Below are 20255 nucleotides of genomic sequence, written 5' to 3'. Positions count from 1 at the left end.
GGTGCAGGGGATGTTGAGTCAGGAGGTGAGGGACCGCGAGGAGTCCTCGGCCGGGTCGGCGGTCGGCGTCACAGCCGGCTGCTCGGCGCCCGCGGCGTCCGCAGCGGTCTCCTGTCGGCGGCCACGGCCGCCGAAGAGCCGGCCGATCAGCGACGGTCCGCCGCGGCGGTGCGAGTAGACGTCGATGCCGACCGCGATCAGCAGCACGAGGCCCTTGATGATCTGGACCCAGTCGGAGGTGACGCCGAGCAGCTGCAGACCGTTGTTCAGGACCGCGATGACGAGACCACCGACGATGGAGCCGGCGACCGTTCCGATGCCGCCGGAGACCGCGGCACCACCGATGAAGACGGCGGCGATCGCGTCGAGCTCCCAGCCGAGGCCGTCCTGCGGGCCGGAGGAGACCGAGCGGGCGACCGCGATCATGCCGGCGAGCGCGGCCAGCACGGACATGTTCATCATCACGAAGAAGTTGACGCGGCGGATCTTGACGCCCGACAGCTCCGCGGCGTGCGAGTTGCCGCCGACCGCGTAGATGTGGCGGCCGAAGATCGTGCTCCGCGTGATGAACGAGTACAGGATGATCAGGACGCCGAGGATGATGCCCGAGACGGGGAACGAGGTGCCGACGCGGCCACCTGCGAACAGGAACGTGAAGTAGATCACGACGGCGTCGAGGACGACGACCTTGAACACGCTGACCCACAGCGGCGCCTTCTCGGAGCCCATCTTGGTCTGGTTGCGGCGGGTGCGCACCTCGAGCACGGCGATGACGACGGCGATGATCAGGCCGAGCAGCAGCGTGGAGTTGTTGTACCCGGTGTTCGGGCCCCACTCCGGCAGGAAGCCGCCGCCGATGAAGGTGAAGCCGTCCGGCACCGGGATGGTGTTCGCGTTACCGATGAGCTGGTTGAGGCCGCGGAAGATCAGCATGCCGGCCAGCGTCACGATGAAGGCGGGGACGCCGACGTAGGCGACCCACCAGCCCTGCCAGGCGCCGATCACGGCGCCGACCGCGAGGCCGAGCACGATCGCGAGCGGCCAGGGCAGGTTCCAGAGGTTCATCGCCTGCGCCACGATGATGCCGACGACCGCGGCGACCGAACCGACCGACAGGTCGATGTGGCCGGCGATGATGACCATGACCATGCCGATCGCCAGCACCAGGACGTAGACGTTCTGGTTGACGAGGTTGATCAGGTTCACCGGGTCGAGCGTCTTGCCGCCGGTGAGCAGCTCGAACAGCAGCACGATGACCACGAGGGCACCGAGGATGCCGAACTGGCGGCCGGTGGACTGGCCGCCGCCGAACATCTTGCCGAGGTCGCGGATCCCTCCGGACTTCTTCTTTTCAGCGATCTGAGTGCTCATGGTTATCGGGCCACCCTCTTCTTTGCGGAAGTCATGCTTTTCAGGAGTGCTTCGGGGGTCGCTTCCGCGATGGGGAAGTCGTCGGTGATCTGACCCTCGAAGATCGTGTAGATACGGTCGGAGATGCCGAGCAGCTCCGGGAGCTCGGACGAGATGACGATGACGCCCTTGCCCTGCGCGGCCAGCTGCTGGATGATCCCGTAGATCTCGAACTTGGCGCCGACGTCGATGCCGCGCGTCGGCTCGTCCAGGATCAGCAGGTCGGGGTCGGTGAACATCCACTTCGCCAGGACGACCTTCTGCTGGTTGCCGCCGGAGAGGGTGCTGACGCCGCGGTTCACGTCGGGCGTGCGGATGCGCAGGCGCTTCCGGTAGTCGTCGGCGACCGCGAACTCCTTGAGGTCGTCGACCACTCCGCGCTTTGCGATCTTCGACAGCTTCGCGGAGACGATCGACTCCTTGATGTCGTCGAGCAGGTTGAGCCCGAGCACCTTGCGGTCCTCGCTCACGTACGCCATGCCGTTGTCGATGGCCTCCGCGACGTTGCGCACCTGGATCTCGTGGCCGTCCTTGTAGATCTCACCCGAGATCCAGTTGCCGTAGGAGCGGCCGAAGATGCTCATCGCGAGCTCGGTGCGGCCGGCGCCCATGAGGCCGGCGAAGCCGACGATCTCGCCGCGGCGCACGTAGAAGCTGGAGTTCTTGACCACCAGGCGCTCCGGAACCTGCGGGTGCTGGACGACCCAGTTGCGCACCTCGAAGAACGGCTCGCCGATGTTCGGCGTGCGCTCCGGGTAGCGGCTCTCGAGCGTCCGGCCGACCATGCCACGGATGATGCGGTCCTCGTCGACGCCGTCGGCCTTCACGTCGAGCGTCTCGATGGAGTGGCCGTCGCGGATGATCGTGATCTGGTCGGCCACCTGCTCGATCTCGTTGAGCTTGTGGCTGATGATGATGGAGCTGACGCCCTTGCCCTTGAGGCCGACGATGAGGTCGAGCAGGTGCTGCGACTCCGCCTCGTTGAGGGCGGCGGTCGGCTCGTCGAGGATGAGCAGCTTGACGTTCTTGTTGAGCGCCTTCGCGATCTCGACCAGCTGCTGCTTGCCGACGCCGATGTTCTTGATCTGCGTGTCGGGGTCGTCGCTCAGGCCGACGCGGGCGAGCAGCTCGGTCGCGCGGAGCTTGGCCTCGCGCCAGTTGATGACGCCGCCGCGGGCGGGCTCGTTGCCGAGGAAGATGTTCTCGGTGATCGACAGCTCGGGGATGAGCGCGAGCTCCTGGTGGATGATGACGATGCCCTGCGACTCGCTCGACTTGATGTCGCGGAAGCGCATGACCTCGCCCTGGTACACGATGTCACCGCTGTAGGTGCCGTACGGGTAGACGCCCGAGAGCACCTTCATGAGGGTGGACTTCCCCGCCCCGTTCTCGCCGCAGATCGCGTGGATCTCGTCGGCGCGCACGGTCAGGGAGACATCCTCCAGCGCTTTGACACCGGGGAACTCCTTGGTGATCGCGCGCATCTCGAGGATGACTGCGTTCGACGGCATCGTCGCTCCTTGTTCGGGCTCGGAATGGATGTGCCTAAGTAGTAAACGCTATGTTCGGGCTTGTCGTCAAATAGTGAAGACAACGATGAGGTAACGGCGCTCCCCGGCTGGCCCGCTGCTCAGTCGTTGCCCGCGAGCGCGCCCTGGATGACGATCGCGGCGGCCCCGAGCGACTCCGCGCGGTCGCCAAGCGACGACACCCGGACCGTCGTGGTGCCGGCGATGATCGGGATGGCGTTCTGCCTGATCCCGTGCCGGATCGGGTCGAGCAGCGCGTCGCCGAGGCCGACCAGCGGACCGCCGATCAGCACGAGCTCCGGGTTGATGACGTTCGCGATGTTGCCGATCGCCTGCCCGACCGCGGTTCCCGCGTCGCCGACGACCCTCAGCACCGCCGGGTCCTTCTCCAGCCCGCGGCGCAGGATGTCGGAGGTCGTCGTCGCGCCGCTGCGGCCGAGCGACTCCAGCATCACGCTGGTGGAGGCGACCGTCTCCAGGCAGCCGCGGTTGCCGCAGCGGCAGATCACGCCGTGCTCTGCGACCGGTGTGTGGCCGAGCTCACCCGTGATGCCGAGGAAGCCGTAGTAGGGCTGGCCGTTCAGGATGAGCCCGGCGCCGATCCCCGTGCCGATCTTGACGAAGATCAGGTTCCGCTCGCCGCGGTTCGCGCCCCAGGTCACCTCGGCGAGCGCACCGAGGTTGGCGTCGTTGTCGACGACGACGGGGAAGCCGAACGCGTCCTCCAGCTCGCGCCGCGTGATCCCGACCCACTCGGGCAGGATGGCGCCCTGCAGCACCGTGCCGGTGCGGCGGTCGATGGGCCCGGGGATGCCGACCCCGACGGCCAGCACGGCCTGGCGGTCGTGGCCGCCCGCGACCAGCATCCGGTCGAGCAGCGCCGATGCCTGCGCAACCGCCTCGAGCACGTCGTAACCGGGTTCGAGGGCGACCTGCTCCTCGGCGAGCACGTCGTAGCCGAGGGTGGCGAGCACGATGCGCACGTGCCTGCGGCCGAAGTCGACCCCGACCGCGATGTCGCCGGTGTCGGTCAGCTGCACGAGGAGCGCGCGCCGGCCGCTGGAGGTGACCGGGGAGGTCGCCACGACGCCCTTCGCCGCCATGTCGCGGACGATGTTGGACACGGTGGCGGTGGACAGGCCGGTCCCGCGCGCCAGCTCAGCCTGGGTGGAGGGGCCGTTGGCCAGGAGGTACTCGACGAGCCGCTCCTGGTTCAAATGCCTCAGAGCGCCCTGCGACCCGGGATTGCGAGCGCCACGAGGGATCAGCCCCGGAGTGGCGGTCATGCGATAAGAGTGAACGATCCGGCAGTTGGAGTCAAGCTGTGAACGCAACAGTCCACCCCGCGATCAGGTGACTCTTGGGTCAGACGACGTCGAATTCGACCCGCAGGAGCCACTGTTCGAAACTCGGGTCCGTCATCCCGATGTCCCTGGTGAACCCTGCTCTTTCGAAGCACTGCCGGCTGGCCGAGTTCCGGCGGTGGATGTTCGCGCTGAGGATGATGTGGTCCAGGTCCGGAGAAGCGCGCGCCGCGGCCAGGTCGATGGCGTGGTCCACGATTCCGGTACCCGTTGCGGCGCCTCGCCGATCCAGAGCCCTGGCAACGGCCGGAATGTGGAAGAACTCCTCTTCCACATGATCGACGACCACCACCGCGGCCAGCTCGGGACCGGCGAACCCGAGATCTACACTCCGACGCCCGTGGACCGGCGGTTTCAGCTCTCTCACCCAGCTCTGCACCTGCAGCTCCCACGGTCGTGGATGCGGCTCGCGCCAGTTCCGCGGCCTGTCGACCGTGCAGGTGAACGACTGGAGAAGTCGTCGATCGCCTTTCCTCGCCGTCCGCCACTTCAGACGAACGCTCAAGCAGGTCTCCTGACCGACCGGCGACCGACGGCTCCGGTCTCGGCGAGGCGCCGCACGCGTTCCCGCTCGGCCTCATCCCGCTCAGGCCGTACCGACCTGAGGAACGCTTGCCGTTCGAGCCGCTCCACCTGGCTCCGCGCCGTGGGAAGCACTTCGAAGATGGCGCTGGACTGCCGGATTTCGCAGAACAACCAGAGGCCGTCGCCGTCAGAGATCGACCAGTAGTCCAAAAGCGCGCGAGGCAGGTCGAGTCCACCGAGGTCACCCTCGGCCTCGACCTCCTCGATGTGCGCCGAACGCGCGTCCGCAGACGTCACCACCGCGTAAGCGAGGATCGAACTCCAGCCGCTCTCGTGAGCGCGCAGAGCTTCGAGGGTTGCACTCGACATCTCACGGTAGAGATCGGCTTCGGCCTGGCTGTCCCCCTCCTCGAGAGAGCCGACGGCGTGCGCGTAGCGCTCCTCCAGGATCCTCGCTTCGTCGAGAAGAGCTTCTGAGAGCTCTTCCAGCTGCGCCCTCCTGGCGTACGCAGCGATGACCCCAAGCACACTGTGCACGGTGTCGGTTCCTTGGGCTCGCCCGTCCGCTCGGCGCTGGACTCGGACACCCTCAGTCGCTCTGCCGTGCCCCTTGACGGTGCGATAGCGCGCGCGCGTCGGATTGGAGCTCGGTTCGTTCGCGCGAACCACTGCCTGCCAGGTCACCAGGGGCACCGGGGCTTCGCGAGGGCGGTCGTCCACCAGGGTCATACCCTCAGCCTAGCTGAAAGGCTGAATCGACCGCTCAGCAGACGACATCCTTTCACGATTGCCGAACGTCCCTATGATCGACGCATGACGGTCCTCTCGCTGCTCGCGTTCGCCGGGCTGTGCCTTGTTCTGGCCCTGACCCCGGGGCCCGACACCTTCCTCGTGCTGCGCTACAGCATGGGCCGGGCCCGCGACGGCATCGCCGCGGCCGCGGGGACCGCGATCGGGTCGCTCGTCTGGGCGGCGCTCGTCGGGGTCGGCCTCGCGGCGCTCCTGGAGCAGTCCGCCGAGGTGTTCCGGATCGTCAAGATCGCCGGCGGCCTCTACCTGATCTACCTCGGGGTCGCGGCCTTCCTCGCCAGCCGGAAGAGCTCCCACGCGGCCGCGGACCCGACCGCCGCGACGGCCGCGCAGGTCGCGCGCCGCCGGTCGACGCCGAGCCTGCTCGCCGGGCTGCTCTCGACGATGCTCAACCCGAAGGTCGGGCTCTTCTTCATCGCCGTGGTGCCGCAGTTCGTGTCGGCGCACGCCGGGTTCGGCGAGACGATGCTGCTCGGCGCCATCGACGGCCTGATCGGGATGCTCTACCTCGTCGCGGTCGCCCTGCTCGCGTCCCGCATGATCGCGTGGCTGCGCCGGCCGCGGGTCACCCGCGCCCTGGAGCGGATCTCGGCCGGCGTGCTGTCGGCTCTCGGGATCGGGACCGTGATCGCCGGCGCGGAGGGCTGATCCCCGACGCCGTCGTCCTGGGATGATGGGTGCATGCCCATCCTGAACAAGGACATGCAGGTCTGCATCTCCCTCGCCGGCCGCCCGAGCAACATCGGCACGCGGTTCCACAACTTCCTGTACGACGAGCTCGGCCTCAACTTCGTCTACAAGGCGTTCACGACCGACGACCTGGAGGGCGCGGTACGCGGCATCCGCGCGCTCGGCATCCGCGGCTGCTCCGTGTCGATGCCCTTCAAGGAGGCCATCATCCCGCTGGTCGACAACCTCGAGCAGTCGGCGGTCGCCATCGAGTCCGTCAACACCGTTGTGAACGAGGACGGCTTCCTCACCGCCTCGAATACCGACTACGAGGCGGTCGCGCAGCTGCTCGCCGAGCACGACGTGGACCCGGCGCAGCGCGTGCTGCTGCGGGGCTCCGGCGGCATGGCGAAGGCCGTCGTCGCCGCCTTCCGCGGAGCGGGCTTCGACGACCTGACCGTGCTCGCCCGCAACTCGGAAGCGGGGCCGGCGCTTGCCGAGCGCTACGGCTACGACTGGGTGGCCGCCGACCCGGCGCCCGAGTTCGACGTGATCGTCAACGTCACCCCGCTCGGAATGCGCGGCGACGCGGAGGACGTGCTGGCCTTCGGCGAGTCGTTCATCGAGCGAGCGGCGACGGTCTTCGACGTCGTCGCCTTCCCCTCCGAGACGCCGTTGATCCGCGCCGCACGGGAGGCCGGTACGGCCGTCATCACCGGCGCCGAGGTCATCGCGCTCCAGGCGGCCCGCCAGTTCGAGCGCTACACGGGTGTCGCGCTGACACCCGAGCAGGTGGCCCGCGCCTCGGAGTTCTCCCGCGCGGAGTAGCCGCGATCCCGCCGGATGGTGGGATGCGCACACGACCGCGCGGGGAGTAGCTTGAGCGCACCAACCCGAAGGAGCGTTCGCATGGGCATCGGCAGCGGCATCTTCATCTTCGTGGTCGGGCTCATCCTGGCCTTCGCCCTGCAGGTGCAGGTGAGCTGGATCGACCTGAAGCTGACCGGCTACATCCTGATGGGTGCCGGACTCGTCGTCTTCGTCATCTCATTGGCCTTCGCGCTGAGGCGCCGGCCGCGCACCACGGTGCGCCGCGAGACCATCGACCCCGCCACCGGCGAGCGGGTCGAGCGCCGCACCGATGAGTACTGAGGCGCGGCCATACAATGGCCCGATGCCGGACGACCTCCTCGCCCTCGAGAACCAGGTGTGCTTCGGGCTCGCGGTCGCAGCCCGGAGCGTCATCGCGCTCTACCGCCCGGTGCTCGAACCGCTCGGACTGACCCATCCGCAGTACCTGGTGATGCTCGCCCTCTGGGAGCGCGAGCCGCGCACCGTGAAAGACCTCAGCGAGACGCTCGCCCTCGAACCCGCCACGCTGTCGCCCCTGCTCAAGCGGCTGGAGGCGACCGGGTACATCGAGCGCCGCCGGAGCGCCGCCGACGAGCGCGCCCTGGAGGTGCGGCTCACCGCGAGCGGCCGGGCGCTGCGGGCGGAGGCCGAGACCATCCCGCCGCGGATCGTGGAGCAGCTGGGGCTACCGGTGGCGGAGCTCGAGAACCTGCGCGAGAGCCTGCACGCGATCATCGGCGCGGCCGTGCGAGCCGACGTGCGGGCGGTCTGACTCCCGGAGACGGATGGACCCTCCCCCGCGGGTCAGGGTTTACGCTGTGCGGGGAGGAAGCCATGCGGATCAGCGAGCTGGCCGGACGCGCGGGCGTCACGGTCAAGGCGGTGCGCTACTACGAGCGGCTGGGGCTGGTGTCCCCCGCGCGCCTCGCCAACGGGTACCGCGAGTACGACGACGAGCACCTGCGAGCGGTCCTGGAGATCAGGGAGCTCGCCGCCACGGGCATCCCGCCGGGCAAGGCGCGACCGTTCATCGACTGCCTGGGGTCGGGACACGCCCACAGCGACGAGTGCCCCGCCTCCCGGGACGCGTACCGCGAGGGGCTGGCCGAGCTCGATTCCGCTATCGCACAGCTGGAACGCCGTCGGGAGCTGCTCGCGAGCCGTCTCGCGGGGGCCGAGCACCGTATCCCGGAGTCCGCCCAGGGCTGCGGCTGCACCGTCGCAGCGGTCTGACCTCCACCCGCCGGCGAGCCGGGGATCATCCCCGGGTATGACCCCTTCACGACCTCAGGTCGATGCCGCGCGGGGTGGTTCGGCGGTTGACTCGATCTGTCGGCTCGGGCATTCGGCCCGGGGGGATCGACGCGAAGGGGGACACCGATGACGACACTGGGCCACGGACTGCGGACAGCACCGACGCTCGGAGCGTCATCGGCTTCGACGGTGCGGCGGCGGGCGCGGGGGCTGCTCGCCGCCGTCACCGGCAACCCCTACCTCCAGCTGCTGGTCGCCATGGTGTTGATCGCGGTCGGCGCGGTGCTCCTGACGCTGGGCATCGCCGCGGTTCTGGATGTCGTGGTCCCCTGGGTGTTCGGCAACGAGCTGAACGCACTCAAGGTGCTGCTCCCGCAGCTCGGCTGACCGTCGGCGGCCGGCACTGGTCCTCCAGGCGCCCGGGCCCTAGAGTCGGCGCATGGCCCGGCTCATCTTCTCGGCTATCGCCTCGGTCGACGGCTACACAGTGGACGCGTCCGGGTCGTTCGAGTGGGCGCATCCCGACCGAGAGGTGCACGCGTTCGCCAACGACCTGGATCGCGGGATCGGCACCTACCTGTACGGGCGGCGAATGTACGAGACGATGCGCGTCTGGCAGGACATGCCGGAGGACGACCCGCTGATCGCCGACTACGCCGCGGTCTGGCGCGACGCCGACAAGGTCGTCTTCTCGTCCTCCCTCGCCGACGTCGCGACCCCCCGCACCCGGCTGGAGCGTCGATTCGACCCGGAGCTCGTGCGCGAGCTGGTGCGGACCAGTGACCGGGATGTGTCGATCGGCGGCCCGACGGTGGCCGCCGCAGCATTCGCAGCAGGGCTCGTCGACCAGGTGTGGATGATCCTCGTCCCGGTCGCCGTCGGGGGCGGGACGCCCGCGCTGCCGCCCGGCCGCTTCGTCGCGCTCGACCTGCTCGAGGAGCGGCGGTTCGGCAACGGGACGGTCGCGCTGCACTACGCCGTGAACCGCGCCTGAGTCAGGCGGCGTCCCACCAGCGCAGCACGCGCAGGGCCCGCAGCGTCAGCCACTGGCTCGGGAACCCCTCCAGCTCGAACTCGACGAGCACCGAGCCCTCGTGGAGGTTCTCCAGCACCCAGCGTCCATCGGCGTCCGCCTTGCCCCGGACCAGCTCGACCGCCTGCGCGAGCCGCGGGTCCTTCAGGTCCTGCCTGCGGAAGTGCTCCAGTCCGCGCAGCACGTCGTGGTACCAGCGCACCGGGTAGGAGATCATCGTCATCCGCGGGTCGGCGACCGTCCCGTCGGAGCGTCGCCGGAAGAGCCCGCGCTCCAGCAGGTACTCCTCACCCGCCTCGACCGTCTCGGTCGCGCGGGGGTCGTCGCCGCCGGCCCTCTGCCAGTCGCGCAGACCCTCCACCGCACAGATCGTGGAGTGGAACGACGAGACCCGCGCGCCGTACTCCGCCCAGCAGTTCCAGCCGCCGTCGCTGAGGCGCGAACGGACCAGCGTCTCGGCCATCCTGTCGCCGCCCTCGCCGAAGTAGGAGGCGATGGTCAGGGCGACCCCGTTGATGCACGGTTCCGTCTCGCCCTCGAAGTACGGCTCGCCGGCGTGCTCCCAGCGAACATTTTCACGCACGCGGTCGATCGCGCGCCGGGCCTGCGGGCTCTCCGGATCGAGACCGAAGTCGACCAGCTGCTGCAGGCTGAAGTGGGTGGCGCTCCAGGCGTCGAACCCGTCGCGCTCCGGCGGGATCCAGCCGGGACGGTAGGTGCCGCCGTCCCGCAGCCCGTCGTCCGCCTGTTCCGCGAGAATGCGGGCTCCCCAGCCTTCGGTGGCCACCTTCGAGCGCTCCGCGGAGACCTCCTCCGGGGGTGCGTCGGTCAGGTCGGCGAGGACCTGCCAGCGGATCGCGGGGTCGGAGTCGAGAAGCCAGGCGACGGTGTCCACGGCGCTCACGGTAGTCGCACGTTCCGCCCGGAGGACAGTCCTTGCGCACCTGGGTACGCCCCTCGCGGGTCCCCTGTCAATCTCTCGACCCGCCTCCACCGGGTGTCTTCAGTGGGCCCCACAACCCAACCGGACACATCCATCGAAAGGAAACGGCAGTCATGACGATGTCAGACGACCAGTCCGCGGACACACCGATCTTCGACAGCAGGCGCGACGCGCTCGTCCCGGAGGCCGGCCTGCCCGACGCGGTGCGGCCCGGCGACGAAGCCGGGGGCGACGGCTCGGCCGGAGGCGGCCAGGGCGGCGTGAAGGAGGAGGCCGGACGTGTCGCAGGCGCGGCGGCGGAGGCGGGCAAGGACGTGGCCGCCACCGCGGCCGAGCAGGCGAAGAACGTCGCAGGCGAGGCCAAGTCGCAGGCGAAGGACCTCTACCGGCAGACCCAGCAGGAGCTGCGGGAGCAGGCGGCGCAGCAGCAGGAGCGGGTCGCGAGCGGCCTGCGCTCCGTCGGCGACGAGCTCGACCAGATGGCCTCCGCATCCCAACAGGGCGGTGTCGCCAGCGACCTGGTGCGCCAGGCCGCGCAGCGGACCCACTCCGTCGCGACCTGGCTCGACCAGCGCGACCCCGGTTCGCTGCTCGAGGAGGTCAAGTCGTACGCCCGTCGCAACCCGGGCACGTTCATCGCCGCTGCGGCGATCGCCGGCGCTCTCGCCGGCCGGCTGACCCGCGCGCTCGCGAGCGGAGGCGACTCCGGCGACAGCGGCCCGGCCCCCACCTCCACCTCGGTCGGCGGCGCGGGCGCCACCACCGGCGGCTACAGCGCCGGTCCAGGTGCGGCCATGGGCGATGACGACCTCTACGACGACGGCACCGGCAACGATCTTCCCGAGATCCCGGGGTCGGGCTACACCGGGGGTCGTCCATGACCGACCAGCCCAGCCCTGCGGAGGAGCGCGCGGCGACCAGTTCGCTGGGCGAGCTCCTCGGGGAGGTCAGCCGTGACCTCTCCACCCTGATCCGCCAGGAGATGGAGCTCGCCAAGGCCGAGATCCGGCAGACCGCCACCCGCGCAGGCAAGGGTGCGGGGCTGCTCGGCGGCGCCGGCTACGCCGGCCTCATGGCGGTGTTCTTCCTGTCCATCGCCCTCTGGTGGGCGCTGGGCTACCTGGTCGGCAACGCCTGGTCGGCGGTGATCGTCGCCGTCATCTGGGCCATCGTCGCGCTCGTCCTGTACCTGGTCGGGCGCAAGCAGCTGAAGACCGTGAAGGGCGCCCCGCAGACCGTGGAGACGGTCAAGGAGATCCCACCGACACTGAAACCGAACGGAGACAACCGATGAGCGACGACCCCGACGCGATCCGCGCCGACATCGAGGCCACCCGCCGCAACCTCAGCGGCGACGTGGACGCACTGGCCGACAAGGTCACGCCAAGCAAGATCGCCCAGCGCCAGACGCGCAAGGTGAAGGGCGCATTCCACTCCATCAGCGAGAAGATCATGGGAACGGCGGACGACATGAGCAGCAGCGCAGGCGGAGCCGTCTCGAGTGCGGGCGACTCCGTGGCGGACGCCGGCCGCACCGTCGTGCACAAGGCGCAGGGCAACCCGCTCGCCGTCGGCCTCATCGCCTTCGGCGTCGGCGCGCTCGTCGCCTCCCTCATCCCGCCGAGCAGCAAGGAGCAGGAACTCGCTTCCGGCGTCAAGGACGCCGCCCAGCCGCTGCTCCACGAGGCGGCCGAGGTCGGCAAGCAGGTCGCGAGCGACCTGAAGGAGCCGGCGCAGGAGGCCGTTCAGTCCGTGAAGGAGACCGCGCAGGAGGGGGTCTCCACCGTCAAGGAGGAGGCGACCGACCGCGTGGGCGACGTCACAGACCAGGCCGAAGAGTCGGGTCAGCGCCTGCAGTCCGACCAGTAGCGCACCCGCCGAGCGAACGCGGCGGAAGGCTTCCCCCGGGGTCTTCCGCCGCGTTTCGCGCGAGCGGGCCGAGTCCGGGCAGCAGTCTGATCAGGCGACGGGCAGGCCCACGACCCGGTTGCCTCCCGCGTTCTTCGCGGAGTACATCGCGTGGTCGGCCTCGCGGACGAGGCGGTCGGGGTTCCAGTCGGGGTCCTCGGTGCGCGCGATCGACATCCCGATGCTCGCACTGATCGGGAAGCCCTCCGGCAGGTCGTCGAACGGCTTCTCGATGGCCTGGCGGATGCGGTCGGCGACGTCGGCGGCCGCAGCCAGCTCGGGCACCTCGCAGACCACCACGAACTCATCCCCGCCGTAGCGCGCGACGAGGTCCTCCTGGCGGACCGTGGCCTGCAGCCGGCGGCCGACCTCGCGCAGCAGCAGGTCGCCGGTGTGGTGGCCGAGGCCGTCGTTCACCCGCTTGAACCCGTCGAGGTCGATGAAGAGGGTCGCGACCAGGGTCGACACCGACCGCTGGTACTCCAGCAGCTGCGTCTCCAGCCGGCGGCGGTTCGGCAGACCGGTCGTCTCGTCGTGCATGGCCGCGTGCTCCAGCTGGCGCTGCAGGCGGAGCGTCGTGATCGCCTGCGCGGCCTGGTTCGAGAGCGCGTCGGCGAGCGGAGCAGCCTCGGAGTCGAATGTCCGCGGGTGCAGGAAGAACGCGACGAAGACCCCGAAGAGCACGTCGTCGTGCTGGATGGGCGACACGAGCACCGCATCCATGGCGGCGTCGCGCATCGCCTGCCCGAGGACGGGCGAGAACTCGTCGCCCTCGGTCGTGCCGCTGATCGCCACGACCGAGCGCAGCGCCGAGACCTGCGACACGAGCGATGCGGTCTGCTGCGGGTCGCGCAACGGGTTGCTCCCGGAGCTGTGCGCGAAGCCGCCGGTGTCGTCGTGGAGGAACACCGCGACCTGCTCCGCCTGGTACGCCTTGGCGACGGTGCCGACCAGGATGTCGACCAGCTCCTGCTCGGTCGTCGCCGCAGAGAAGGCGATCGAGGAGTCGATGATCAGCTGGAGCCGGTTCCTTGTGCGCTCCTGAAGCGTCTGCGAGCGCACCAGCTCGAGCTCGCGTTCCGCGCGCTCCGTCGCATCCACGAGCACCAGGAGCTCGCCGTCGTCCGTGACGCGGCTGCCCACGATGACGGGCCTGGAGGATCCGTCGACGTTCGCCAGGCGAACAAAACCGTCGGAGCGACCGCCGATCCCGGCGATCCGGGTGCGCAGCGAGGTGAACGGCCGGCCGGTGAGCTCGGCAAGGGAGAGTCCGGTCCACTCCTCGAACACGGCGTTCGCGTCGGTGATCCGGCCCTCTCCGTCAAGCGAGAGAAGGGCGCTCGGCACGTCGTCTGCAGCTATGGGCCGCACCGCACACTCCTTCGGAATCGCATCGGGCCGCATGGCTGCGGGTGGATACCGATATGAACTTAGCGCACGAACGAGCGCAGCCATTCCTCGAATTCCCCCGCTTGACAGGGGCGTGCGATGTAGTAGCCCTGGGCGCGGTCGCAACCTGCGACCGTGACGCGCTCCAGCTGCTCCCGGGTCTCCACCCCTTCGGCGACGACGCGCATCCCGCTCTGCTTTGCCACCGCGACGGCGTCGCCGACGGCCGCCCAATCGCCGGCGGCGACGAGGCTGCGGTCGAGCTTCAGCTCTTTCGCGTGGACGGCGACGGCACGCTCGATGGACGAGTGACCCGAGCCGAAGTCGTCGATCGATACCGTGACGCCCCACTGCTGGATGATGTCGAGGCGACCGGCGACGACGGCGTAGTCCTCGATCCGCTCGGCCTCGGTGACCTCGACGATGAGGTCGGCCGGCGGCAGGCCGGACTCGGCCAGCTGCCTCTCGAGCTCGTCGAAGAAGCGGTCGGTCTGCAGCTGCAGCGGCGAGACGTTGACGGCCACGGCGAGGTCGATCCCGCGCCGGCGCCAGTCGCGGCCGATCCGGCAGCACTCCCGCAGTGCGAACAGCCCGAGGTCGTGGATGAGGCCGCTCGCCTCGGCGAGCGCCACGAACTCCGCGGGCGGCATCGGCCCGAGCCGCGGATGCGTCCACCGCGAGAGCCCCTCCACCGCGACGACATCGCCGGAGGGCAGGTCGATCTGCGGTTGCACGTGCACTTCCAGCTGGTGGTCGGCGATCGCGCGGGCGAGCTCGCGCGCATCCACGTCGGCTGCTGTCACACGTACCTCCTCCTCGGCCACCCCCGCGATAGTTCCCGGCCCGGGGCCGACTGTCAACGGGCTGGCGCCGGCCGCGGATCGCTGCTCACCACGCTCGGGAGGGACGATCAGCGCGGTTCCCGGGAGGCCGGGCGGTAATCGGGCTGCGGGAACTCGGCGTCCACGTCGCCGGTCGGCTCCTCCTGCCGGAGGGTGTCGCCGATGCTGGGGCCTCCGCCGACGCGCGAGAACGCGACCCGGTCGCCGCGCGTGCTGCTCTGGTAGCTGACCGGCCGCCCCCCGACGGTGAGGTCGATCTCCGCGGGAGGGTGACCGTCGTCGAAGGGCACCGCCCGCTGGATCGCCGTGCCGTCCTGCTCCACGAACTCGGCGATCCCGAAGGTCAGCCGGCCGCGGTCGAAGGAGACGCGCACGAGGAGGTAGGTATACAGCTCGTCGTCGGACAGCGCGTCCAGCTCGCCGACGAGCGACGAGAGCGCGCCCGTCTCGCCGAGCCGCGATCCGGCGTCCGTCAGCTCGCCCGCCCAGGCCCGGACGTGCGGGACGAGGTCACCGATCGCCGCCTCGTACGACTCCGGCGACTCCCCTCGGATGCCGTGCTCGCCGAGCTCCGCCCAGTACCGGTCCCGCTCGTCGTCGTGGCCGACGGGCACGGTGACCCGTGGCTCCTCGCCGCGGGACGCCTCCCACGCCGCGAACTCGCCGGCGGTGAACAGCGCCCGCAGCTGCCGGATCGCATCGTCGTCCCCCGGCCCCGCCGCCGAGGCGAGGATCGCCCGCTCGAAGAACGCGTTGTCGTCCACGTCATCTCCTCTTCGTCGCTCCCAGCATCGCAGGCTACCGCCCGGCGGTGAAGTCGGCCGGGCAAACGAAATCGGCTAACGTACGAGGACTGCCCCGGTCCCGAAGGAGTCGCCCGTGACAACAACCCTGCCCGCCACCACCTCGAAGGGCGCCTCGCTTCGGCGGAGCCTCGGCCTGTGGGCGATCGTCGGACTGGGTCTCGGCTACATGACGCCGACCGTGGTGTTCGACACCTTCGGGATCGTTTCGGGGCAGACGGACGGGGCCGTTCCGGCCGCCTACCTGATCGCCCTCATCGTGATGATGTTCACCGCGCTGAGCTACGGCAAGATGGCGGGCGCCATCCCGAGCGCAGGTTCCGCGTACACATACGCCCGGGAGTCCATCCACCCCAACGTCGGGTTCATGGTGGGCTGGACGTCGCTCATCGACTACATCCTGCTGCCGATGGTGAACTGCCTGATCATCCGCCTCTACCTGGAGCAGGTCTTCCCGGCCGTGCCCAGCTGGATCTGGGTGGTCGTCTACTGCGTCGGGGTCACCACGCTGATCGCCTTCACCATGCGCGGCACGTCGAACGTCAACATGATCCTGCTGGTGTTCGCCGTCGTCGTCATGGCGGTCTTCATCGTGATGACGGTCGCGCAGCTTGCCGGAGGAGCGGGCGACGGCACGGTCGCCTCGGTGAAGCCGTTCGCGCACGACGGCGTGACCCTCGGCGCCGTGCTGACCGGCGCGACGGTGGTGTGCTTCTCGTTCATCGGGTTCGATGCGGTCACCATGTACGCGGAGGAGGCGAAGTCGCCGCGCATCATGCCGCGCGCCATCCTGCTCACCGTGCTCATCGGCGGCGCGATCTTCCTGGTCGCCGCCTACTTCACGCAGCTGCGCTTCCCGACCAACACCCCGTTCGGCGACTTCACCGACGACCCGCTGCCGCAGATCGGCCTCATCGTCGGCGGCCCGGTGTTCCAGGCGGTCTTCGTCTCCGCCGGCTTCTGCGCGACCCTGGCCTCCGGCCTCGCCTCGCACGCCTCGGTGTCGCGGATGCTGCTCGTGATGGGCCGCAACAACGTGCTGCCGCGCCGCTTCTTCGGCTACATCAGCCCCAAGACGCAGACCCCGGTGCTGAACATCGTCCTCGTCGGCGTCGTCTCGCTGCTCGCCGTGGCGTTCTCGCTGGAGCTCATCTCGGCGTTCATCAACTTCGGCGCGCTCATCGCCTTCACCTTCGTCAACATCTCGGTGATCGCCTGGTTCGCCATCCGCCAGGGGCGCCGCCGCAAGCCGAAGGACATCGTCCGCTTCATCGTGCTCCCCGGCATCGGGATGCTGCTGACGGGCATCCTGTGGGTCAACCTCCACTCCGACGCGCTCATCGGCGGCATCGTCTGGGCGGTGATCGGCTTCGCCTACCTGCTGTTCCTGACCCGCGGGTTCCGCCGTCCCGTCGCCGGCTTCGACGAGAGCCAGCCGGTGACGGGCTTCAACAAGGCCGTCTGAGACCGGGTCCGGGATGAGACGCATCGGCCTGCTCGGCGGGATGAGCTGGGAGAGCTCCGCGCTCTACTACTCCGCCGTCAACGAGGGCGTCCGGGAGCAGCTCGGCGGCCTTCACTCGGCCGATCTGGTCATGGTCTCGGTCGACTTCGCCGAGGTGGAGCGCCTGCAGGCACAGGGCGAGTGGGAGCGCGCGGGTGAGCTGCTCGCGGCGGAGGCGGTGCGGCTCGAACGGGCCGGCGCCGAGTGCGTCGTGCTCTGCACGAACACCATGCACAAGGTGGCCGACCGTGTGCAGGCCGCCGTCGGCATCCCGCTGCTGCACCTTGCCGATGTGACCGCGGCGGCCGTGCGGGATGCGGGCGTCGGGACGGTGGCGCTGCTCGGAACGCGCTTCACCATGCGGGAGGCGTTCTACCGCGAACGGCTCGCGTCGCACGGGCTCGAGGTGCTGGTGCCGCCGGCCGAGACGCAGGCCGAGCTCGACCGGATCATCTACGACGAGCTCGTCCTGGGAGTCGTGCGGGAGGAGTCCCGCGCGATCTACCGTGAGGCGATCGCGCACCTCGTCGGCTCGGGAGCGGCGGGCGTCATCCTCGGCTGCACGGAGATCGAGCTGCTCGTCCGCCCGGAGGACGCGCCGGTGCCGACGTTCCCGACGACGGCCCTGCACGCGGCCGCAGCCGTCCGGTTCGCGCTCGACGAGGACTGACGGCGGACGCCGACGAAACTCATACTGCGCACATAGCCGGCTCCCAGGCCACGTAAGAATCCGCAAAGAATGCATCTGCATCCTGAGATGTATGGACCCGACCTTGACGGTACCGGCACCGGTCACCCGCCGCGAGCGCACTCGCGGCCGACGTGCCGACCCGCGCGCCGGTTCTCGGACGGTCCGCCTCGTCATGGTGCTCGGCGTCGTCGCGGTGCTCGGGATGTGGTGGCTCAGCGTCCCGTCGGGTTTCGCCGCGACGCCCGCCGACGCGATGACGTCGCTGGGCGAGCTGAGCGGGATGGTCGGCGCCTTCCTCGTCTGCGCCCAGGTGCTGCTGATCGCCCGGGTGCCGTGGTTCGAGAACGCAGTCGGACTCGACCGGCTCGTCTCATGGCACCGCTCGCTCGGCGCGTCCGTCGTCTTCCTCGTGGTCGCGCACGTGCTCTTCCTCGTCATCGGCGGTGAGCTGCTGTCGCGGAACCTGCCGTGGACGGAGTTCCTCTCCCTCCTGAACACCTACCCCGACATGACCGCCGCGCTCATCGGCACCATCGCCTTCCTCGCGGTCGGCTTCAGCAGCGCACGGCTCATCCGCCGCAAGCTCTCGTACGAGGTCTGGTACTGGCTGCACGTGACGACGTACGTCGCGATCTTCCTCACCTTCCTGCACCAGCTGAGTGGGGGTGCGCACTTCGTCGCCTACCCCGTCAACCGGGTGATCTGGATCGCGCTCTACCTCGGCACCGCCGCCGCCGTGCTCACGTGGCGGTTCATCCTGCCCGGGCTCGACGCGTGGCGCGGCAGGATGCGGGTCGTCAGCGTGGTGCCGGAGAGCCAGGGCGTCAACAGCGTCTGGCTGACCGGGCCGCACATCGACCGGCTGGGCGTGCGGGCGGGCAACTTCATGCTCTTCCGCTTCGTCACCTGGGGCCACCTGGCCACGGCGCACCCCTACTCGGTCTCCGCCGTGCCCGCGAACGGCTATCTGCGCATCACCGTCGGCGCGCTGGGCGACCACTCCAGCCGGATGCCGGCCCTGCGCCCCGGCTCCCTGGTCTTCGCCGAGGGCCCCTTCGGCCGGTTCACCGCCGATCGCGCCAGCCGTTCCCGCATCCTGCTGGTCGCCGGCGGCGCCGGCATCGGGCCGATCCGCGCTCTGGCCGAGGAGCTGGTGCGACGCGGCGCACGGCCCGTCGTGCTGTACCGCGCACGCTCGGCGCAGCACCTGGCCCTGCTGGGTGAACTGCAGTCGCTGCCCGGCGTCACGGTCGTGCCGCTGGTCGGCCGACGCTCCGAGCTCGGCTACGACCCGCTCGACGTCGACCCGCTGCGGCGCATCATCCCCGACCTGCACGACTGGGAGGCGTTCATCTGCGGCCCGGAGGGCATGGGCGAGCGGGTCGAGGCGTCGCTGAGGATGCTGCGGATGCCGAAGCGCTTCATCCACCGAGAAGAACTGAGCATGTCATGAACAGCAGATCCTGGCGGGGCACCGTCCTCTTCACCGTCATCCTGGTCGTCATGGGCGCGACGGTGGGGCTCAAGCTCTACGGGGTCGGCGAGCAGGTGGCCGCGGCTCCGGCCGCCTCCACGTCGACGTCGACCTCGACCTCGACCGGCACAGCCGGCACGGGCACGGCGGCCGGTTCCGGCTCCTCCGCCTCCTCCGGCACGACGACCACGGCGACGCCGACCCCCACTCCGTCCGCGAGCAGCACCGCGACGACGAAGACCGTGACCGGATCAGCCGTGGACACCCGCTACGGCACCGTCCAGGTCAAGGTCACCTTCTCCGGCAGCACGATCACCGCCGTCGACACGATCCAGGCGCCGAACGGCAACGGCCGCGACATCGAGATCGACCAGCAGGCCCTGCCGATGCTGGAGCAGGAGGTGCTGGCCTCGCAGTCGGCGAACATCGACACGGTGTCGGGAGCCACGTACACGTCGGAGGGCTACATCCAGTCGGTGCAGTCGGCGATCGACCACCGATGAGGTTCCTCGAGACCGTCATGGGGATCCCGATGTCCATCGACATCCGGGACACGGGCGACGTCGCGGCCGCCGCCGAGCGGGCGTTCTCGGCGCTGCGCGACGCAGACCGGCGGTTCAGCACCTACCGGTCCGACAGCGAGGTGAGCCGCGCCAATGCGGCCGGAGGGGAGGTCGCGGAGCCGAGCGACAACTTCCGCGAGGTCGTCGCGATCGGCGAGGGTGTCGCGCGTGCCTCAGGCGGCGCGTTCCGCATCCGGCGCCCGGACGGGACCTGGGACCTCGACGGCGTCGTCAAGGGCTGGGCCGCCGCCAGGGCCGCGCGCGAGCTCGACGCGGCCGGACTGCACGACTACTGCCTGAACGCCGGAGGGGACGTCGTCGTCTCCGGGAGCCCCGGCGACGGCCGGCCCTGGACCGTCGGCATCCGCTCGCCGCACTCCCCCGCCGGGATGCTGGCCGCCCTCTCCGTGCGGGACGGCGCCGTCGCCACCTCCGGCGCCTACGAGCGCGGCGACCACATCGTCGACGGACGGGACGGCTCGACCCCGCACGCCCTGCTCAGCGCGACCGTCGTCGCGGACGACCTCACGACGGCCGACGTCTGGGCGACCGCGGTCTTCGCCCTGGGTGCTGCGGGCATCCCGCTCGCACTGCAGGCCGGCGCGCGCGGCGTCCTGGTGCTCGACGCGGCGGGCCGCCTGGCCGGCGCGGGCGAGCTGACGTTCGCACCCCCGGCGAGCGCCGCGTGACCG

The 20255-nt window shown here is 70.0% G+C and carries 24 protein-coding genes; 15 read left to right on the top strand and 9 right to left on the bottom strand.

All coding sequences use genetic code 11. The features are described 5' to 3' along the window. Window positions 1-18 precede the first annotated feature (18 nt). The 5 genes from mmsB to P5G59_RS13045 form a co-directional block, all read right to left on the bottom strand. A complete protein-coding gene (gene mmsB, locus P5G59_RS13065; RefSeq protein WP_301219426.1) occupies window positions 19-1371 on the bottom strand; it encodes a multiple monosaccharide ABC transporter permease in 1353 nt (450 codons plus the stop codon). Between the two features lie 2 nt (window positions 1372-1373). Continuing rightward, on the bottom strand, window positions 1374-2921 hold the full coding sequence (gene mmsA / locus P5G59_RS13060; RefSeq protein ID WP_301219425.1) for a multiple monosaccharide ABC transporter ATP-binding protein: 1548 nt from the start codon (window positions 2919-2921) through the stop codon (window positions 1374-1376). 119 nt (window positions 2922-3040) lie between these two features. Beyond that, entirely contained in the window at window positions 3041-4225 is a 1185-nt protein-coding gene (locus tag P5G59_RS13055) for an ROK family transcriptional regulator (protein ID WP_301219424.1), read from the bottom strand. Window positions 4226-4304: 79 nt separating this feature from the next. After that, window positions 4305-4808 carry a hypothetical protein gene (locus P5G59_RS13050; protein ID WP_301219423.1) on the bottom strand — a complete coding sequence of 168 codons (504 nt, stop codon included), beginning with the start codon at window positions 4806-4808 and terminating at the stop codon, window positions 4305-4307. Further along, window positions 4805-5557, bottom strand: coding sequence for a hypothetical protein (locus tag P5G59_RS13045; RefSeq protein ID WP_301219422.1), 753 nt, complete (start codon window positions 5555-5557; stop codon window positions 4805-4807). The genes P5G59_RS13050 and P5G59_RS13045 overlap by 4 nt, the downstream gene beginning before the upstream one ends. A gap of 84 nt (window positions 5558-5641) precedes the next feature. On the opposite strand from P5G59_RS13045, the gene P5G59_RS13040 reads away from it, so the two are divergent. The 7 genes from P5G59_RS13040 (at window position 5642) to P5G59_RS13010 (ending at window position 9407) form a co-directional block, all read left to right on the top strand. Further along, a complete protein-coding gene (locus P5G59_RS13040) occupies window positions 5642-6286 on the top strand; it encodes a LysE family translocator (protein ID WP_301219421.1) in 645 nt (214 codons plus the stop codon). 33 nt (window positions 6287-6319) lie between these two features. Then, window positions 6320-7135, top strand: a complete 816-nt coding sequence (locus P5G59_RS13035; protein ID WP_301219420.1) for a shikimate 5-dehydrogenase — start codon at window positions 6320-6322, stop codon at window positions 7133-7135. Window positions 7136-7216: 81 nt separating this feature from the next. After that, on the top strand, window positions 7217-7459 hold the full coding sequence (locus P5G59_RS13030; RefSeq protein ID WP_175337216.1) for a DUF6458 family protein: 243 nt from the start codon (window positions 7217-7219) through the stop codon (window positions 7457-7459). A 22-nt stretch (window positions 7460-7481) separates the two neighbouring features. After that, window positions 7482-7931, top strand: coding sequence for a MarR family winged helix-turn-helix transcriptional regulator (locus tag P5G59_RS13025; protein ID WP_301219419.1), 450 nt, complete (start codon window positions 7482-7484; stop codon window positions 7929-7931). A 62-nt stretch (window positions 7932-7993) separates the two neighbouring features. Next, on the top strand, window positions 7994-8392 hold the full coding sequence (locus P5G59_RS13020) for a MerR family transcriptional regulator (protein ID WP_301219418.1): 399 nt from the start codon (window positions 7994-7996) through the stop codon (window positions 8390-8392). A 147-nt stretch (window positions 8393-8539) separates the two neighbouring features. Next, window positions 8540-8800: a hypothetical protein gene (locus P5G59_RS13015; RefSeq protein WP_301219417.1), complete on the top strand. Its 261-nt coding sequence runs from the start codon at window positions 8540-8542 to the stop codon at window positions 8798-8800. Between the two features lie 52 nt (window positions 8801-8852). After that, entirely contained in the window at window positions 8853-9407 is a 555-nt protein-coding gene (locus P5G59_RS13010) for a dihydrofolate reductase family protein (RefSeq protein WP_301219416.1), read from the top strand. Between the two features lies 1 nt (window position 9408). On the opposite strand, the gene P5G59_RS13005 is transcribed toward P5G59_RS13010, so the two are convergent. Further along, window positions 9409-10341 carry a hypothetical protein gene (locus tag P5G59_RS13005; RefSeq protein WP_301219415.1) on the bottom strand — a complete coding sequence of 311 codons (933 nt, stop codon included), beginning with the start codon at window positions 10339-10341 and terminating at the stop codon, window positions 9409-9411. Window positions 10342-10502: 161 nt separating this feature from the next. On the opposite strand from P5G59_RS13005, the gene P5G59_RS13000 reads away from it, so the two are divergent. From P5G59_RS13000 to P5G59_RS12990, 3 genes are read left to right on the top strand one after another with little or no spacing between them, the layout of a single operon-like run. Continuing rightward, window positions 10503-11270: a hypothetical protein gene (locus tag P5G59_RS13000; RefSeq protein WP_301219414.1), complete on the top strand. Its 768-nt coding sequence runs from the start codon at window positions 10503-10505 to the stop codon at window positions 11268-11270. After that, window positions 11267-11683, top strand: coding sequence for a phage holin family protein (locus P5G59_RS12995; protein ID WP_301219413.1), 417 nt, complete (start codon window positions 11267-11269; stop codon window positions 11681-11683). Before P5G59_RS13000 ends, P5G59_RS12995 begins: the two co-directional genes overlap by 4 nt. Further along, window positions 11680-12258: a DUF3618 domain-containing protein gene (locus tag P5G59_RS12990; protein WP_301219412.1), complete on the top strand. Its 579-nt coding sequence runs from the start codon at window positions 11680-11682 to the stop codon at window positions 12256-12258. The genes P5G59_RS12995 and P5G59_RS12990 overlap by 4 nt, the downstream gene beginning before the upstream one ends. Before the next feature lie 90 nt (window positions 12259-12348). Here the strand turns inward: P5G59_RS12990 and P5G59_RS12985 are convergent, their stop codons facing one another. From P5G59_RS12985 to P5G59_RS12975, 3 genes are all read right to left on the bottom strand, one after another. Beyond that, complete coding sequence (locus tag P5G59_RS12985; protein WP_301219411.1) at window positions 12349-13668, bottom strand: sensor domain-containing diguanylate cyclase; 1320 nt, start codon at window positions 13666-13668, stop codon at window positions 12349-12351. Between the two features lie 59 nt (window positions 13669-13727). Beyond that, window positions 13728-14489: an EAL domain-containing protein gene (locus P5G59_RS12980; RefSeq protein WP_301219410.1), complete on the bottom strand. Its 762-nt coding sequence runs from the start codon at window positions 14487-14489 to the stop codon at window positions 13728-13730. A gap of 107 nt (window positions 14490-14596) precedes the next feature. After that, window positions 14597-15292, bottom strand: coding sequence for a hypothetical protein (locus P5G59_RS12975; protein ID WP_301219409.1), 696 nt, complete (start codon window positions 15290-15292; stop codon window positions 14597-14599). A gap of 115 nt (window positions 15293-15407) precedes the next feature. Between P5G59_RS12975 and P5G59_RS12970 the strand changes: the two genes are divergently transcribed. The 5 genes from P5G59_RS12970 to P5G59_RS12950 all read left to right on the top strand — a co-directional run bounded on the left by P5G59_RS12970 (window position 15408) and on the right by P5G59_RS12950 (window position 20252). Further along, entirely contained in the window at window positions 15408-16796 is a 1389-nt protein-coding gene (locus P5G59_RS12970) for an APC family permease (RefSeq protein WP_301219408.1), read from the top strand. Window positions 16797-16809: 13 nt separating this feature from the next. Then, window positions 16810-17505 (top strand): aspartate/glutamate racemase family protein, encoded by a 696-nt coding sequence (locus P5G59_RS12965; protein ID WP_301219407.1) that lies wholly within the window; start codon window positions 16810-16812, stop codon window positions 17503-17505. 103 nt (window positions 17506-17608) lie between these two features. Further along, the gene (locus P5G59_RS12960; protein WP_301219406.1) at window positions 17609-18979 is read left to right on the top strand and encodes a ferredoxin reductase family protein; all 1371 of its coding nucleotides are present in this window, start codon (window positions 17609-17611) and stop codon (window positions 18977-18979) included. Continuing rightward, window positions 18976-19503, top strand: coding sequence for an FMN-binding protein (locus tag P5G59_RS12955; RefSeq protein ID WP_301219405.1), 528 nt, complete (start codon window positions 18976-18978; stop codon window positions 19501-19503). Before P5G59_RS12960 ends, P5G59_RS12955 begins: the two co-directional genes overlap by 4 nt. Further along, window positions 19500-20252, top strand: a complete 753-nt coding sequence (locus P5G59_RS12950; RefSeq protein WP_301219404.1) for an FAD:protein FMN transferase — start codon at window positions 19500-19502, stop codon at window positions 20250-20252. The genes P5G59_RS12955 and P5G59_RS12950 overlap by 4 nt, the downstream gene beginning before the upstream one ends. Window positions 20253-20255: the final 3 nt, after the last annotated feature.

Source organism: Leifsonia virtsii (assembly GCF_030433675.1).
Lineage (GTDB): Bacteria > Actinomycetota > Actinomycetes > Actinomycetales > Microbacteriaceae > Leifsonia > Leifsonia virtsii.
The sequence above is the reverse complement of the archived record's forward strand: the minus strand, read 5'-3'. Positions and strand labels throughout refer to the sequence as shown.